Source organism: Solidesulfovibrio magneticus RS-1, from assembly GCF_000010665.1.
Taxonomy (GTDB): domain Bacteria; phylum Desulfobacterota; class Desulfovibrionia; order Desulfovibrionales; family Desulfovibrionaceae; genus Solidesulfovibrio; species Solidesulfovibrio magneticus.
On record NC_012796.1, the window covers coordinates 1,199,653 to 1,215,076 of the forward strand.

General features: G+C 65.3%; 14 protein-coding genes. 3 read left to right on the top strand and 11 right to left on the bottom strand.

The annotated features are described in order from the left end of the window. Positions 1 to 25 precede the first annotated feature (25 nt). On the top strand, positions 26 to 1,078 hold the full coding sequence (locus DMR_RS04910) for a sulfite exporter TauE/SafE family protein (RefSeq protein WP_015859804.1): 1,053 nt from the start codon (positions 26 to 28) through the stop codon (positions 1,076 to 1,078). Positions 1,079 to 1,167: 89 nt separating this feature from the next. Here DMR_RS04910 and DMR_RS22315 read toward each other — a convergent pair whose 3' ends face one another. Then, complete coding sequence (locus DMR_RS22315; protein WP_015859805.1) at positions 1,168 to 2,361, bottom strand: GGDEF domain-containing protein; 1,194 nt, start codon at positions 2,359 to 2,361, stop codon at positions 1,168 to 1,170. Between the two features lie 191 nt (positions 2,362 to 2,552). Further along, the gene (locus tag DMR_RS04920; RefSeq protein WP_015859806.1) at positions 2,553 to 4,937 is read right to left on the bottom strand and encodes a glycosyltransferase family 39 protein; all 2,385 of its coding nucleotides are present in this window, start codon (positions 4,935 to 4,937) and stop codon (positions 2,553 to 2,555) included. 46 nt (positions 4,938 to 4,983) lie between these two features. Between DMR_RS04920 and DMR_RS04925 the strand changes: the two genes are divergently transcribed. Further along, positions 4,984 to 5,244, top strand: coding sequence for a hypothetical protein (locus tag DMR_RS04925; RefSeq protein WP_043600108.1), 261 nt, complete (start codon positions 4,984 to 4,986; stop codon positions 5,242 to 5,244). 915 nt (positions 5,245 to 6,159) lie between these two features. Then, a complete protein-coding gene (locus DMR_RS04930) occupies positions 6,160 to 6,453 on the top strand; it encodes an NHLP leader peptide family RiPP precursor (RefSeq protein ID WP_043600111.1) in 294 nt (97 codons plus the stop codon). Positions 6,454 to 6,705: 252 nt separating this feature from the next. On the opposite strand, the gene DMR_RS04935 is transcribed toward DMR_RS04930, so the two are convergent. From DMR_RS04935 to DMR_RS04975, 9 genes are all read right to left on the bottom strand, one after another. Beyond that, a complete protein-coding gene (locus tag DMR_RS04935) occupies positions 6,706 to 7,638 on the bottom strand; it encodes a DMT family transporter (RefSeq protein ID WP_015859808.1) in 933 nt (310 codons plus the stop codon). 19 nt (positions 7,639 to 7,657) lie between these two features. Next, on the bottom strand, positions 7,658 to 8,215 hold the full coding sequence (locus DMR_RS04940; protein ID WP_015859809.1) for an HD domain-containing protein: 558 nt from the start codon (positions 8,213 to 8,215) through the stop codon (positions 7,658 to 7,660). After that, positions 8,212 to 8,478: a hypothetical protein gene (locus DMR_RS04945; RefSeq protein ID WP_015859810.1), complete on the bottom strand. Its 267-nt coding sequence runs from the start codon at positions 8,476 to 8,478 to the stop codon at positions 8,212 to 8,214. The genes DMR_RS04940 and DMR_RS04945 overlap by 4 nt, the downstream gene beginning before the upstream one ends. Before the next feature lie 129 nt (positions 8,479 to 8,607). Continuing rightward, on the bottom strand, positions 8,608 to 9,699 hold the full coding sequence (locus DMR_RS04950) for a sensor histidine kinase (protein WP_015859811.1): 1,092 nt from the start codon (positions 9,697 to 9,699) through the stop codon (positions 8,608 to 8,610). After that, positions 9,696 to 10,088 carry a response regulator gene (locus DMR_RS04955; protein ID WP_015859812.1) on the bottom strand — a complete coding sequence of 131 codons (393 nt, stop codon included), beginning with the start codon at positions 10,086 to 10,088 and terminating at the stop codon, positions 9,696 to 9,698. Before DMR_RS04955 ends, DMR_RS04950 begins: the two co-directional genes overlap by 4 nt. Further along, positions 10,085 to 12,382, bottom strand: a complete 2,298-nt coding sequence (locus DMR_RS04960) for an ATP-binding protein (RefSeq protein ID WP_015859813.1) — start codon at positions 12,380 to 12,382, stop codon at positions 10,085 to 10,087. The genes DMR_RS04955 and DMR_RS04960 overlap by 4 nt, the downstream gene beginning before the upstream one ends. A 59-nt stretch (positions 12,383 to 12,441) precedes the next feature. Continuing rightward, positions 12,442 to 12,627, bottom strand: a complete 186-nt coding sequence (locus tag DMR_RS04965) for a hypothetical protein (RefSeq protein ID WP_015859814.1) — start codon at positions 12,625 to 12,627, stop codon at positions 12,442 to 12,444. 195 nt (positions 12,628 to 12,822) lie between these two features. Beyond that, the gene (locus tag DMR_RS04970) at positions 12,823 to 13,095 is read right to left on the bottom strand and encodes a TMEM165/GDT1 family protein (RefSeq protein WP_015859815.1); all 273 of its coding nucleotides are present in this window, start codon (positions 13,093 to 13,095) and stop codon (positions 12,823 to 12,825) included. 223 nt (positions 13,096 to 13,318) lie between these two features. Next, positions 13,319 to 15,256, bottom strand: coding sequence for a molybdopterin biosynthesis protein (locus DMR_RS04975; protein ID WP_015859816.1), 1,938 nt, complete (start codon positions 15,254 to 15,256; stop codon positions 13,319 to 13,321). Between the last annotated feature and the right edge of the window lie 168 nt (positions 15,257 to 15,424).

Sequence of the window (15,424 nt, forward strand, 5' to 3'; positions counted from 1 at the left end):
CACACGATTTCAAGGAGCGCGTTTCATGGATATGCTTAACGACGCCGCCCGGTTCATCCAGCTCGATCCGGCCGGAATCTGTTTCCTCTTCATTGTCGGCTTCATCGGCGGCCTGGTCAGCGGATTTATCGGTTCGGGCGGGGCCTTTGTGCTCACCCCGGGTATGATGAGCCTGGGCGTGCCCGGCACCGTGGCCGTGGCCTCCAACATGTGCCACAAGTTTCCCAAGGCCCTGGTCGGGTCCATCAAACGCTACAAGTACGGCCAGGTGGACATCAAGCTCGGGCTGTACCTGGCCGCGTTCGCCGGCATCGGCGTGCAGATCGGCATCAAGATCCAAAATTACGTCCTGAACCTGTGGGGGCCGGCCGGTTCGGACCTCTACGTGAGCGTATCGTTTGTGGCCGTGCTGGTGGTGGTCGGCGGCATCGTCATGCGCGACGCCCTGGCTTCGGCCAAGTCCTGCGGCGCGGAGCAGACCTGCTTCCTGGCCCTGCGGCTCCAGAAGATCGAGCTGTGGCCCATGATGACCTTCAAGAAGGCCAACCTGCGTATTTCCCTGTGGTTTCTGCTGCCCGTGGGCCTGGCCACCGGCCTGCTCGCCGCCACCATCGCCGTGGGCGGCTTTGTCGGCGTGCCGGGCATGATCTACATCCTGGGCGCGTCGAGCCTGGTGGCTTCGGCCACGGAACTGGTCATCGCCTTTGTCATGGGACTGGCCGGCTCGGTCAACTGGGCCATGCAGGGCATGGTGGACATCCGCCTCACACTCATCATCCTGGCCGGTTCGCTTCTGGGCGTGCAGCTCGGGGCCATCGGCACCACCTTTGTCAAGGAACACATGATCAAGATCGTCATGGGCACGATCATGCTCATCGTGGCCTTGTCGCGCGGGTTTGCCATGCCCAAGTACCTGGCCAAGCTCGGACTCATGGACGTGAGCGAGCCGACCATCGCCCTGCTGGACAAGGTGAGCTTCGGTTTCATGGTGGTCTCGCTGGTGGTCGGCGCGGTCATCATCCTGGGCAGCATGGTCCGGGCCAAGCGGCCGGACGCCGTGGCCGCGTCCCAGGCCTAGGGCCAAGCGACGAAGAAGGTTCGCAAGTGTTGGCGGGCGGGGCGCTTGGGCGTCCCGCCCGTTTGTCTTTTGGGGGGGCCGGGTCGGGATCAGGCCGCGTCCTCGCCGTAGAGCCGGCAGGCGTCCCGGCCGCCGGCCTTGGCCCGGTAGAGGGCTTCGTCGGAGCGGCGGACAAGTTCCTCGATCTCCCGGCCATGGGCCGGGGACAGGGCCACGCCGATGCTGGCGGAAACGTGTGCCTCCTGGCCGGCAAGTGTAAACGGTTCCCGGAAGGCGGCCAGGATCTTGGCCGCCACGGCCAGGGCGTCGCCAGGGCCGCCGACGTCGCCGATGAGCAGCACGAACTCATCGCCCCCAAAGCGCGACACCGTGTCCGAGGCGCGCAAGCACCCGGCCAGACGCCGGGCCGCTTCCCGAAGGAGCGTGTCCCCGGCCGGATGGCCCAGGCTGTCGTTGACGCCCTTGAAGCCGTCGAGGTCCACGGACATGACGGCGAGCTGGACGTCCTGGCGTCTGGCTCCAGCCAGGGCCACGGCCAGACGGTCGTAGAAAAGCGGCCGGTTGGGCAGGCCGGTCAGGGCGTCGTGGGTGGCCAGGATCTCCAGCTTGTCCTTGAGCGCCCCCACGTCGGCCAAAAGCCGCCGGTTGACGGCCAGGACCAGGCAGATGGCCAGGCAGGCGTTGAGGGTCGTATACAGGGTGATGGCCAGGGCGTCGGCCATGCCGGAATTGAAAAAGTCCTGGGTGGCCGACGGCTTGGTCACAATGAGGACTATGCGCGCCAGGCTGGTGGCCACAAAGCCGACCAGGACGTAGCCGGTGAGGTTGGTGACGGCCCGAAAACGCGGCGCGATCTCTCGCAACAGCAGCCAGGCGGCCTGTCCGGTGATCAGGATGATGGAGGCCGAGACGATGATCTGGCGGGCCTGCATGTCCGGGCCGACGTAGAGATAGTAGGCCATGGCCAGGGAGAATACGGCCAACAGGGCGATGTTGCGGCCCTGGCGCCAGGGGGCTTCGGTGAAACGCGCAAGGCCCGCCAGCAGCAGCACGGCCCCGGACTGCATCATGAGGTTGGCGAGAAGCACGCAGAACACGTCCGGCAGCCGGCCCCGCATGAGGATCAGGGCCAGTCCTGCGGTTTGCAGGAGCATGTTGGCCAGCCAGAAGCCGATGCCCGGATACTGCCGCCGGTTTTCGCGCCAGATGACGGCCATGGCCCAGGCGCTGACGGCGTTGACGATGAGGTTCATGACGAGGAGCGTCATGATGTCCAGTTTCATGAGTATTTCCGTATGATTTTCGCCGATTGCGGCTGTCCCCGCCGGCAGCGCCGCCCGACGGCTATTTGTCCGGACCGCCTCAACGGGGAGGAACTGTTGCGCGCTTGTGTCGAGCCCACGAAAAGCACAGAGAATATTTCGCAGTCAAGGATCTAAAACTATTAATTTTATGCAAAGTGCGCGCGTATTGATCAAGGGACGTGATACGAGTCCCGGGAAAAGAGCACCGTATTTGGGGTGCGCCACAACTGTGCCTGTTTCCCCTTGAGTTCGATAAACAGTTCTCCCTGTATCTCCGGCAGCGGATATTGGGCACCAACAGGCGACCAACTCCCGGGAATGCCCGGAATCGTCATAATGGTGTTCTGCGCGCCGTCCGGGCCGACCTGGAAGGCTCGAATCGAACTGTTGCCGCCAACCCGTGGGTAAAACACAAGATTCTGGCCAACTGACCGGAGATTGACCCGTAACAGGACAGGGCGGTCGTCCGAGGCGGGCGAAAGGATTTCCCAACCCGCCTTCTCGGAATGCGATGTCGAGGCCGACGGATCCGTGACGGAAAATGCTTGTTCGGGTCCAGACCGTGAAAAATCTTCGGCGATATAGGAGGATTGCAGCATTTTGTTGTGCCAGTCCATGATGCCTGTGCTGCATGGTCCCTGGGTTTGGGGGTCGCACAGGGCGACAAAGACGCTTTTGACCAACAACGTCTCAAGGTTGCCTTCGACTTTTTGGGCAGTGATCTGCCGGCAGGCCATTTCCACTTTCAGATGGAGCGTGCGGAATTCCCCAGGCGGCTGGATCGTGTCGTAGGAGAACCGGCGCGTGTCGGGGCCTTTGGTCAGGAGTTTTCGAACCGGCGGCCCGGCGTCGAAAGCATATTCCAGGCTGATCTGATTGTCCTTGCCCGTGTTTTCGAATTGGACGCCGACGGCGATGAAATCAATGGGCGCGCGGGTGGTGTTTTCCAGACAATACGCAACCACGCCTGGGGAGTCATAGCGCGCGGCACGCAAGAAACGGGAGCCGTCCGTCTTCAGGCCAACGTCCTTGAGGGCGTAGGCACGCGCCAAAACATCGTCCGGTTCGGCAGTGTAGGTGACGGTGAAGGGCAGGCTGTCGATTGCCGTGATGGGAAACCGGGGAAAGGATAGTGTGGCGACGTGCAGTTTTTCAGCCCGAGATGTAGCCAGGAAGTTGCCGCCACGCTTGGCTCGCTCCAGGAGGTCGGAAAGTCCGCTGAAACTGTCGTGAATATCCATCACGTGCAGCGTCACCTGCTTGTCCTGCGGGGTGAGCCCTTGTGCAGTCATGAAACTGCGTCGGTGTTCTTGCCGATAGTACCAGTCCGCCGCCTGTTCAAGGAACGGATCGTTGAACACAATTATCGCCTTGTCTGTCGCATAGTCTCCCAAGGCCCTGGCCATGGCCTTGAAATTGCCGAAATCCCACCAGGTAACGACCAGGGAGTCTTCGCGGTACAGCTTGTCCCCGTTCTTGGAGAACACGGAAGCGCCAAGCGCCAGGGCCAGGCAGACCGACAGGACGCCAGCGGCACGCTTCCCGAAGGGGCAGGCCATGGCCGCTCCAAGCCCCGCCGGGATCAGGAGCACCGGGAGCATGAAGGCCAGATGCGTGGAGAAATAATAGGCGGCGTAGTGTTTGAGGATGATGATGGCAAGCGGCGTCAGGACAAAGGCGGCGGTCACCCCCAGGCTCAGCCCAGAGACGAAGCCCAGGCGGACAAGTCCCAAGCCCAAGGGGACAAGATATGCCGGCAACGTCCAGCCTGTTTGGAAAAAATCGAACAAGCCGGAAAGATTGCCAAGCGTGTCCTGGATGACTTTGCCCAAGGGGCTTGGCGTGGTCAGATCGGGCCGGTGCAGCATGGTTTTGAGAAGCACCGGGCTCACCGGCAGGAAACACACGGCCGAAGCGATGCAAAACACGGCGAGATGCCTGGGCCGCGTGCGCTTGCCAAGGGTTGTGCCGAGCAAAATGACGCCTTGGGCCGCCAAAATCAAGACGCTTAACAAATGAAAGAGTACCACCGGGATGTTGGCCAGCAGAAAGCGGCGGAAATTTTTCTCGGTTCCGTCCCGCAGGAAACGCAAAAAATACAGCAGGCTCAGACTGAACAGGAAGACCAGGACGCCGTAGGGGCGAACTTGGCGGGATATCCAGATGTGCAAACTGTTGCCGGTCAACAAGGCGGCGGCAAAAAGTCCGGCTTCTTCTCCCTGGCTTTCGGCGGCCAGACGGTACACGAGGTAGATGGTCGCTATGCCGCATAGGGCGGAAGGGAGTCGCAGGATGGCGTCCGCATCGCCAAAGAGCAGGAAGGTTTTGAGCAGGAGATGGTACGTCGGAGGATGGACCTCCACCTGCATGATCCATCGCGCCAGATAGTCAAGGGGAAACGACGCGCCGAACGCGGCCTGCATTTCGTCGGCCCACATGAAGGGGGCCCCCAGGTTGTGCAGGCGAAGCCAGGCGCCGACGCTCAGGAGGATGGCCAGGCAATAAAAGGTCACGGTGCGCGAGTCGTGGGGTATGTTCTGTCGTTCGACGTTCATGCTCTTCTAGCTGTCGGCGTGTTCATGGTCAGAAGGCGGCCAGGCCATGGTTAAGACGGCCGTCGCCCGGGTCGCGGGCAAGAAAAAAACTGTCGAAGGATCAATCCCCGACAGCTTGTGCAAAACCATTTTTCCGAACCGTTGTCGCCAGGAGTGTTTGTGGTTCTCCCTGAAGCGGCGCAGCCTGTGCGGCCTTCAGGAAAAGGGTCCTCAAGGGAGAGTCATGGTCATGGCTGCTCTCTATCGCCCGATGGAATTCCGGCCGTACCGACAGGCCGGCCTCTTCGGACATGCGTCGTTGAAATAAACGCGTGCCCAGCATGGACGCTGTTTTTGTATTCAAAGGATACCGTGCCTCCGTCTTGAAGTCCAGTTCTCCGCATCTCGGGAACATCCGCAGGACGCCTCTCACGCCGATCGGTATCGTGCCCCGAACAGGGGGGCCTGGGGGACAGGAGGGGGCAGCGGCTCGCGTCACGAAGTGGCGTCGGCCAGAGGCGGCAGGAGATAATCCCCTGAAAAGTACGGGATTTTATCTTTTCGAGGTGTTTGCGGCGACGTTTTTGCCGGCCGCTTCAGAAAAGCACTGGACATCACCATGGCGTGGACCTATATCTTAGACGTGTCCCTTGTGAAGGTTGTCAGCAACCCTAACGGAGGCGATGCCATTGGGTAAAAATATTGTCGGAGAGGCTTCTTCGCAGTAGAGCATATCCAGGCCAGTAAAATGCAATTGTCTGGCAAACTCCAGGTGTGGTAAACACTGGCTCTACAGTCCAAGCCGAGGCGAAATCGTCAACCCATGAGTCTTGTTACAACATAAAGTTACTGGCCCCGGCTTGTGCAGCCGGGGCCTTTCTTTTTGCCTGGCCTGCGCCGGTTGGGTGCAACGCGGCCTCCCGGCTGCGGCGATGCCACGCCCCGTCCCCCTTGATGCGTCGCGGCCCGCAATACTCCTGGGAACAGCAGGGCGGGAACATTTTTTGCCCGAGCAGATGCGCTTTGGCGCGCATGAACCGAGCAAGTTCGTGCGCTGGAATTTCCGTTAAGCGCCAAGTGGGCGAACCGGCGGTGAGGCCGACCTAATTTTCCTTGCCATCGGCGATGAATTTTGCCATGCGGAGAGTCGCTTTCCACAAGAGACAGTTTAGGGAGAGCCTGCCGTCCCCGCGGCAGCCCCTGTGCGCTCAACCAGAAGTCGTTTCGAACTGGAGGATCATCCATGAAAACCGTAAACTGGGAAGCCATTATCGACAAAGCCGGAGCCGATGCCGCCTTCAAGCAGCGTTTGCTCGCCGAGCCCGCCAAGGCCCTTGGCGAGGAAGGCATCGCCGTGCCCGACGGCGTCACCGTCAAGGTGGTGGAGTCCACGGACAAGGAAGTGTGGCTGGTGCTGCCCCACAAACACAGCAGCATCAAATTCTTAAGCCCCTACGTGGCCGTGTGCGAGGACCCGGAAGCCCCGGCCGGCGACTCCAAGAGCTGTCAGAACCCGGCTGCCGGCTGCGCCATCTAACGTCGCGTCCGCAACAGGCCTGGCATTTGCCGGGGACTCGGCAAGGGCCGGGCCTGCCGCGCCGCCTTGCCCAAGCCGTCGGCGCCGCCAGGGGTCGAGACCGATGGACGGCGAGCCTTGGCGCCACTTGGCAAGACGCCCCGGACAAGCTCCGGGGCGTCTTTTTTTGCGGGTTCAACCAAGGCAAGCTGGCGGCGTGTGACGGGGCGAGCTACCCGCGCAGGGTCTTGCGGCCGTCCAGTCGGCGGCCCTTCAGACTTGGCGGCAGACGTAGAGCACAAGCCCCCCCACGGCCAGGGCGATGCCGGCCGCGCCCAGGGGGCCGGGCAGGGGCGCGGCCAGGATCAGCGTCTCGCCGGCCAGACAAAAGACCACCTCAAGGGCCTGGGTGGCGTCCACGGCGGCCAGTTCGTAGGCGTTTTTGGCCCGGCTGCGGGCGCGCAGAAAAAGCGTCGTGGCGATGACCCCGGCGGACAGGGCCACCAGCCCGGTCTGGATCACCTGCCCCGGGCTTGGCGGCGGCGGCTGGATGACCGCCATGAGCACGAGCCAGAAGGGGATGGAGCCGATGGTGAGAAGCAGCGTGGGCGTGCGCCCCGCGTCCAGGCTTGGCTGGTCGATGCGCGGGATGCGGCCCTTGCCGCCGTGGCGGGCCTCCCAGACGAGCTGGTTGCCCAGGGGATAGGCCAGGGCGGCGGTCAGGACGGCGGCCACGCCCCATAAATTCCCGACATCGGCCAGGGGGCCGGCCTGCTCGACGTTGACCAGGACGATGCCGGCGAAGATGGCCCCGGTGAAGGCCAGGCCTTTCTTGGGCACCCGTCGGCCGAGGGCGGCCAAGACCAGCGGCGTGGCCAGGATGGTGGCCTGCCAGGTGGTGGCCGTGACCCAGCCAGGGGAATAGGCCGCGGCCAGAGTGACGCCGGCGTAGAACACGCCAAAGCCCACCGAGCCGGCCAGGGTCCAGAACAGCGGATTGCGCCCGAAAAGGCGTAGGGCCTCGGTCACGGCCCTTGGGCCGCCGGATGCCAGGGTCCACAGCAGGAGGATGGGCAGCATGAAGGCGTAGCGCAGGCTGGCCGACCACAGCCAATGGCCGCCTTCCAGGCTCATGGCCCGGTTGAGGATGAAGGTCGCGCTGAAAAACAGCGCCGCCAGCGCGCCAAGAAGGATGGTGCGTGCCATGGGGGAAAGATGGGGGGGCCTAGGCCAGACCGGTTTCGGCGGCCACGCCGGCGATGGCGGCGATGGCCAGGGTCAAAAATTCGTCCAGGGGCAGCCCGGCCTTGTCGCATTCGAGGATGTTGGCCCGCCGGACGCCCGCGGCAAAGGCCTTGTCCTTCATTTTCTTTTTGATGCTCTTGGCGGCCAGGCCGGTCATCTTGTCGGGCCGCACCAGGGCGGCGGCGCTGATGATGCCGGTGACCGACTCGGCGCAGCGAAGGGCGTAGTCAAAGGGCGTGGCCGGGGCTTGGCCGGTGTGTTCGTCGTTGTGGGCGGCGATGGCGGCCAGGGCCTCCTCGGGCAGGGCGTCCGGCGGCAAAAGCTCGCGCAGGGCCAGGCCGTGGCGCTCGGGCGTTTCGGCCGTGGCCGGGTAGTCCAGGTCGTGGAGCAGGCCGGTTAGGCCCCACAATTCCGGGTCCTGGCCCAGGCGCTGGGCCAGGGCGCCCATGACGGCCTCGGTCTGCCGGCCGTGGGCCAAAAGGCCGGGGTTGGGGTTTTGGGCCTTGATCAGGGCCAGGGCGTCGTCGCGGCGGATCATGCGGACTCCTTGGGCGGTTGGGGCGCGGACGGGGCGATCTCCTCAAGGTCCACCACCACGTCCTTGAGTACGCGGTGGGCAAAGGCCAGGGCCACGCGCTTGGCTGCGTCGAGGTCTGGGATCTTGTCCTTGATGGAGCGTTTGCCCACGTGGACTTTCCAGCCGGGCGCGCCGATGCGTTCCTGGACCACGGTGACGAGCAGGGCCTTGCCAAGGTTGACGTAGTGGGTGCTGTCGTCGTGTCTGATCCATTCAACGGTCATGTCGCCTCCCGGGGTGTGGGACTGTCCGGGCAGCCTAGCACGGGGGCGGCCCAGGGGCAAAGGTTCGGGACGGCGGGAAACCGGGCCGCACCGTCACCGGCTGGGCGCTTTTGGCCCTTGCCGCCGGCTTCAGGCGGCCGGCTTGGCGCTGGCCTGGTCGACCGGGAAGGTCACGGCCAGATGCAGGCCCGGCCCGGGCAGGCGGCGGATGGTCCCTTCGAGCTGGCGGGTGAGTTCCCGCACGAGGGTCATGCCCATGGTCTGGGCCGTTTCCAGGGAGAAATCCGGCCCCGGCCCCCGGCCGTCGTCGGCCACCTCGATGGCGGCCTGGCCGTCTTCCAGGGCCATGCGGATGGTCAGTCGTCCGGCCTGGCCGGGAGTGAAGGCGTGCTTGCAGGCGTTGGAGACGAGTTCATTGAGCAAAAGCCCGCAGGGCACGGCCTTGCCCAGGCCAAGCTGGAAGGGCTGGCAGTCGCAGATCACCTCCACCCCGGCCATGGCGTGACGGAAGATGGCCGCCAGGGAGCTGATCAGGGCCTGGGCGTATTCGGCCATGTCAATGGTGGACAGGTCGCCGTGCTTGTAAAGCTGCTGGTGAATAAGGGCCATGGAGCGCACCCGGGTTTCCAGGCGGGAAAAACGTTCGCGTTCGGCGTCGCTGTCGGCTTCCTCGGCCTGGATGGCGACCAGCCCCAGGATGATTTGCAGGTTGTTTTTGACCCGGTGGTGGATCTCGGCCAGGAGCACTTTCTTTTCTTCCAGGGAGCGTTCCAGGGCCAGGGTGCGCCGGGCGATTTCGCTTTCGAGGTGCTCCCGGTGGCGACGGTTTTCGTCCAGCAGCCGAGCCCGGTCCAGGGCCTTGTCCACGGCGTGGAGCAGCACGGCCATGTCGGCCATGGGCTTGGTGATAAAATCCCAGGCCCCCAGGCGGATGGCCTCCAGGGCGTCCTGCAACAGGCCCGTGCCCGAAACCACGATGGTGGGCGTGTCCGGGGCCATCTCGCGCAGCCGGGCCAGCACCTCCATGCCGCCAAGAACCGGCATTCGCAGGTCAATGAGCACCAGATCGGGCCGGGCCGCCTCGAAGATCTCCAGCCCCTCCCGGCCGTCGGCGGCCTGGAGCACCCGGTAGCCGTGGTTTTCCAGGTAGGCGGCCATGGCTTCGCGCAGGATCTCGGCGTCGTCCATGGTCAGGATGGTGGCCTTGGGAGCGTCGGTCATGGCGCGTCTCCGCTCTCGCCAAGGACCCGGCGCAGGGCGGCGGCCAGGATTTCCAGGCCGGCGGCGGGCTTGGCGATGATGTCGTCCGGGCCAAGGCCGGCGGCCGCAAGCTCCGGCCCCGGCCGCACGCCCGGCGAACCCGTGTAGACGACAAAGCGCATGGCCGGCCAGGCGGCGTGGGCCCGGGCGATGAAATCCAGTCCGGTCAGGCCCGGCAGGCGGATGTCCACCACGGCCGCCCGGCAGGGATGATCCGGCAACAGCTCCAGGGCCTCCTCGGCGCTGCCGGCCTGGAGTACGGCAAAGCCGTGGGTCTCCAGGTACAGAGCCAGGCTTTCGCGCAACAGTTCCTCGTCGTCGAGAACAAGGACAGCCGGGGCGGCGTTCACGACGGCTCCCGGCGGGGCAGGGTGATGGTGCAGCGCGTCCCGGCTCCCGGCTCGGCGTCCATGCGGATGGAGCCGCCGTGGTTGTTGACGATGATGAAATAGGACACCGACAGGCCAAGGCCGGTGCCTTCGCCGGCCGGCTTGGTGGTGAAAAAGGGTTCGAACACCCGGGCGCGCGTGGCCTCGTCCATGCCCGGGCCGTTGTCGGCCACCACGATTTCCCCGGCCTCGGGCAGCGACCGCACCCGCACGGCGATGGTCGGGACCTTGCCTTCCTGGGCCACGCCGGCCAGGGCATGGGCGGCGTTTTTAAACAGGTTCAGCAGCACCTGTTCGATTTCCGTGGGCGCGCAGGACACCGAAACCGGCTCCTCGGGATAGTCGCGTTCGATGCTGATATGTCTGAAATCGTAGCGTTTCTTGAGGTCATAATCGCTTTCGGCCAGGCTCAGGCTCTTGTCGGCCATGGCCCGGAGATCGGCCTGGACGTGGCGCGAGTCGCTTTGGCGGGAAAATTCCAACATGCTGGATACGATGGAGGCGGCGCGCAGTCCGGCCTCGCGGATGCCGGCCAGGAATTTGAGCACCTTGCGGGCTTCGAGGTAGGCGCGCACGACGGCGAGGTCCAGGCCGAGCTGGCGGGCCGCCTCCTGGTTGGCCGGCAGGGCCGGGTCGAGCTGGAGTTCCACCACCTGGGCGGCCTGCAGGATGCTGCCCAGGGGATTGTTGATCTCGTGGGCCATGCCGGCGGCCAGTCCGCCCACGCTCATCATCTTCTCGGTCTGGATCATGAGTTCGCGCAGCCGCTCGCGCTCGGTGACGTCGTCCAGGCGGATGACCACGCCCTCGGCCCCGTTGGCTACCAGCGGATAGAACAGCATGTTCATGAGCCGGTCGTCTTCCCCCCGGCGCAGGGGCATGCATTCCAGCAGCAGGCTGCGGCGCTGGCGCAGGGCGTCTTCCATGGCGTCCATATGGCCGGCCAGGAAAGGCACGGCCAGGGCGGCCTCCCGACCGATGACGGTCTCGCGCGGCAGGCCGAACAAGGTCGCCGCCTGGGCGTTTAAATGGGTGACGCGGCCGGCGGCGTCCAGACCGATGATGGCCGAGGGCATGGATTCCAGGATGTTGCTGAGTTGCCCGCGCAGCTTTTCCATGGCCTTGGCCGCGTCGGCCAGCTCATGCTGGCGGATTTCGATGGTGTCGGCCATGGCGTTGAAGCTCTCGCCCAATCGCCGTACCTCGGCCGCGCCGCCGTCAACGGCGGCCCGGGCGGACAGGTCGCCGCCGGCCAGGGCGGCGGCGGCCTGGTCGAGGCTTTCGATGCCGCGTCCGATGGCCGCCCGTCCGGCCAGCCGGGCCAGGGCCAGGGCCAGCAGGCCGGCGACCACGGCCAGGGTCAGGCCCCGGCGCAGGAGCAGATCGGCCTCGGCAAAGGCTTCGTCGCGGGCGCTGGACAGGATGATGGTCAGGTAGGGCGGCGCGTCCGGGAACTGCCGCAGGCGCAGGGAACTGAACAGGGCTTCCTGGCCGGTCGGGCGGGGGCTTGTGAAGGTCACGGCGTCGGCAGCGGCGTCGCGGACATGCTCCCAGATCGGAGGGAAAGCCGGCTGTCCCAGGGGATAAACCGGGCTTGGCGGGTAGGCCACCATGCGCCGGCCCGAGGGATCGAGCAGGGTCACCCGGACATGGGGCGGCATGGCCAGCCCGGCCACGAAGCGTTCGTAGCCGTCGAGGAAATAGGACAGCCCCAGAACGCCGGCAAGGTCGCCATTGCCGTCAAGCAAGGGGATGGCGTAGACGAGGATGGGCTTTCCCGTGGTGCGCCCGAAGATGAAATCGCCGATGCCCGGTCGCTTGGAAGCGGCCGCGTCGCGGAAATATTTGCGGTCGGACAGGTCCTGGCCCAAAAACGGCGGCAGTCCCGAGGCGATGACCCGGCCGCCGGCGTCGGTCAAAAAGACGTTGGATAGTTCAGGCCGGTCGGCCAGGACGGTGGTGAAGAGCCTGTTGGCGGCCGGCAGGTCGCGCTGGGCCACGGCCCTGGTGGCGCGCAGGGTTTCGAGCATCCCCAGGGCCTGGCGGTTGATGGTCTCCTGGACGGCGGCCAGGCTGCGCGTCAGGGTCACGAGATTGGCCGTGACCTCGGCCTCGGCCCGGCCCCGGGCCTCAAAGCTGGTCCAGAGGATGGCCAGGGTGGCCGGCAAGGCGGCCAAGAGCGCCACGGCCACCAGCAAGGTGGCCATGGACCGGTTCAAAAGCCTGCCGGACGTCGTGCGAGCAGGGGCCTTCATCCCTACTCAAAATACCATTTGCCGCAAAATGTCCAGATTATCGAAATCGCCTCCGGCCTTCACTTCGTCGGGGCCAAACGCCGATAGACGGCCCGCAGGAACCCCTCGGCCTCGGCCACGTCCAGGCTCCAGCCCGATACCGTGAACAGTTGATCTTCCAGCACCGGCCGGGCCTTGGGCGACACGAGAAATTCCAGCTCGCGCGCCCGGGACAGACGGAGATACCAACCTATCTCCAGCCCCAACCCTCAGCACTTGTCGCGCAGATCCACGAAAACGCGTTCGTCGTTCATGCTTGCGCCTTCCTTTCCGGCCGGCCCCGGGCAGAGCCGCCGCGACCACGTCCCGGTGGCGGGTTCATGTTCGGGCTCCCCCAATCCAAGGCCTGCCCGGAAAACCTGCCGGGCGCGGTTTCCCGTCGCCGGCCGTTCCTGCGGTCGCTACAGCTTGTCGAAGTATATAAGCGTCCCCATGACCACGAAGGCCACGGCCGCGACCTTCTTGATGATGGCCGGGGACACGAAATTGCATATGAAATCGGCGAAGACCACGCCCAGAAGCGAGGTGGCGACCAGGGCCAGACTCGATCCGGCAAAGACCACCCAGGGGTTTCTCGAATCCGCCGCCGTCAGCACGCAGGCCAGCTGCGTCTTGTCACCCAGCTCGGCCACGAAAATCGTGGCAAACGTCGTCGCAAACAGTTTCCAGTCCATGTCGTCCTCATCAGGTGATGCGCGTTAGGAATTAGGGAAGATGCCTCCGGCGGCGGGGGCCTGAGGCCCCCGGCCCCCCCGTATGGGAAAAAAGGGGGCCGGAGGCAGCGGTGGTTGGCGGCGAGGGCCGCGACCCTTAAAAATACGACAGTATTTTTAAAAAATTAATGGTTTTAGCATTTTGCCTGCGAAACATCATAAACGCTTTTCGCGGACGCGGCGGCTAGCCCGGCAGCCCCATGCCCGGCTCCATGATCCGGCCGGTCCAGGCCGTCTCGTAGCCGCCAAGGGCCTCCACCCGGGCAGCGAACTCCCCGCCGCGAACCGTCTCCAGCACCGCCTCGATCTTGGGGTCGCCCAGATAGGCCGTGGGCACCACCAGATCGTAGCGCTCCCGGGCCAGGGGCACGAAATCCAGCCCCAGGGCCTTGGCCGCCGCATAGACGCCCAGGCCGCAGTCGGCCGCGCCCGTGCCCACGTTGACGGCAACCGCCATGTGGGTGTGCTCCTCGCGGCCATAGCCCGACACCCGTGACGGATCAATGCCGGCCTGGGCCAGATGGTAGTCGAAGAGAATGCGCGTGCCGGCCCCGCGCTGGCGGTTCAAGTACCGCACCTGGCCGTCGGCCAGATCGGCCACGCCGGCAATGCCCAGCGGATTGCCCGGGGCCACGATGAGCCCCTGCTGGCGTACGGCCAGGTTGATCACCGTCACGGGAAGATTGGGCAGGTACTTGGCCAGGAACGGGAAATTGTAGTCGTTGGTCTCGGGATCAAACAGGTGCGTGCCGGCCACCATGGCCGCGTCGTTGCGCAGGGCGATCAGTCCGCCCATGCTGCCCACATGGCTCGACGCCAGCCGGATGGCCGGGGTGTGGCGCATGAGCAGGTCGGCCAAGAGATCCAGCGTGTTGTCGTGGCTGCCAACGCACACGAGCGTGCGGGCAAGCTCGCCTGGATCGCAGAGCAGCTCGGCCGTGACCTCGGCCCCGGCTTCCAGCCCTTCGGCCGCGGCCGGCAGCTGCGTCACGGCTTGGGCCTTGGTCAGGGTGGAAATGCTGCCCGCCCCGCGCGACAGCGGCAGGGCCACATGGCGCTGCCCGACCTTGCCCACGGCCAGACGCACGAAATCCACCATGCCGATGCGCGACGGCACGCTGCGGGCGAGATGCGCCGTGACGGTCTGCTTGCTGCGCGGCTCCACCCGGGACAGCCAGCAGGCCAGGGGATACAGCAGCCGCTCGAAGCAGACCACGGCGCTGACCGGATAGCCCGGCGCGCCGACGAGCAGCTTGCCGCCTTCGGCCACGCCCAGAAGCGACGGCTTGCCCGGCATGGCCGCCACGCCGTGCACCAGGACTTCGCCGAACCGTTCCATGGTGGCCCGGGCGAAATCCTTGCTGCCGGCCGAGGAGCCGGCCACCGTCACCACGATGTGGGCGTCGGATTCAAGGCCGGCCCGCACCGCCTCGGCCAGGGCCTCGGGATCGTCGGATACCGGCGGCACCCGCTCGCAGACAAAGCCCCATTCGTCGGCCAGGGCGCACAGCAGCATGGAATTGCTCTCCACCACCTGGCCCGGCCCGGGAGCCGGGCGCGAGGTGAAATCCATGACCTCGTCGCCGGTGGGGATCACCCGGATGCGGATGCGCTCGTAGACCGACACGTCATACGCGCCGCAGGACAACAGGGCGCCCACGTCGTAAGGCGTGATGCGGCGATGGCGCGGCAGGATCATCTCCGTGGCCACGATGTCCTCGCCAATGCGCCGCACATGGGCAAAAGGGGCCACCGGAGCCTCGATGCAGGCCGCCTCGCCGTCCATGACCACATTTTCGATCATCACCACCGCGTCGAACCCGGTCGGCAGCGGATGGCCCGTGTTGACGAAAACAAAGCCCTGGCCCGGCGCGAGCCGCACCGGCGAGCCTTCGCGGGCGGCAAAGGTCTCGGCCGCGCGCACGGCAATGCCGTCCATGGCCGCGCTGTGGTAGGTGGGCGAGGAATAGCGGGCAATGACCGGCTCGGCCGTGACCCGTCCGGTTGCGCGTTCGGCCCCGACACGCTCCACGCCGACAAGCCGCTCCCGATCCAGCCGCTCCACAACCCGCGTGAGCGCCTCCTCAATGGGAATCGTCCGCAGATAGATATTGCGTCTCATAGTGCTGCTGACCTCCGGTCAGGCGGGGGGGAGGAAACCCCTTTTTGAAAAAAGGGGTTTCCTCCCCCCCGCGCCCCCCTCTTTCCCCAAAAACTTTTTAACGGGGGTGGTAGATGTCGTGCCCCTGGTCGAAACATTGCGGGGGTCCGGGGGGATCATCCCCCCGGC

Excerpts from the sequence above, each read along its gene's own strand:
- DMR_RS04970 (WP_015859815.1), bottom strand. The coding sequence starts at position 13,095 with ATGGACTGGAAACTGTTTGCGACGACGTTTGCCACGATTTTCGTGGCC.
- DMR_RS04910 (WP_015859804.1), top strand. The coding sequence starts at position 26 with ATGGATATGCTTAACGACGCCGCCCGGTTCATCCAGCTCGATCCGGCC.
- DMR_RS04925 (WP_043600108.1), top strand. The coding sequence starts at position 4,984 with ATGGTTAAGACGGCCGTCGCCCGGGTCGCGGGCAAGAAAAAAACTGTC.
- DMR_RS04975 (WP_015859816.1), bottom strand. The coding sequence starts at position 15,256 with ATGAGACGCAATATCTATCTGCGGACGATTCCCATTGAGGAGGCGCTC.
- DMR_RS04940 (WP_015859809.1), bottom strand. The coding sequence starts at position 8,215 with ATGATCCGCCGCGACGACGCCCTGGCCCTGATCAAGGCCCAAAACCCC.
- DMR_RS04935 (WP_015859808.1), bottom strand. The coding sequence starts at position 7,638 with ATGGCACGCACCATCCTTCTTGGCGCGCTGGCGGCGCTGTTTTTCAGC.
- DMR_RS04960 (WP_015859813.1), bottom strand. The coding sequence starts at position 12,382 with ATGAAGGCCCCTGCTCGCACGACGTCCGGCAGGCTTTTGAACCGGTCC.
- DMR_RS04920 (WP_015859806.1), bottom strand. The coding sequence starts at position 4,937 with ATGAACGTCGAACGACAGAACATACCCCACGACTCGCGCACCGTGACC.
- DMR_RS04930 (WP_043600111.1), top strand. The coding sequence starts at position 6,160 with ATGAAAACCGTAAACTGGGAAGCCATTATCGACAAAGCCGGAGCCGAT.
- DMR_RS22315 (WP_015859805.1), bottom strand. The coding sequence starts at position 2,361 with ATGAAACTGGACATCATGACGCTCCTCGTCATGAACCTCATCGTCAAC.
- DMR_RS04950 (WP_015859811.1), bottom strand. The coding sequence starts at position 9,699 with ATGACCGACGCTCCCAAGGCCACCATCCTGACCATGGACGACGCCGAG.
- DMR_RS04945 (WP_015859810.1), bottom strand. The coding sequence starts at position 8,478 with ATGACCGTTGAATGGATCAGACACGACGACAGCACCCACTACGTCAAC.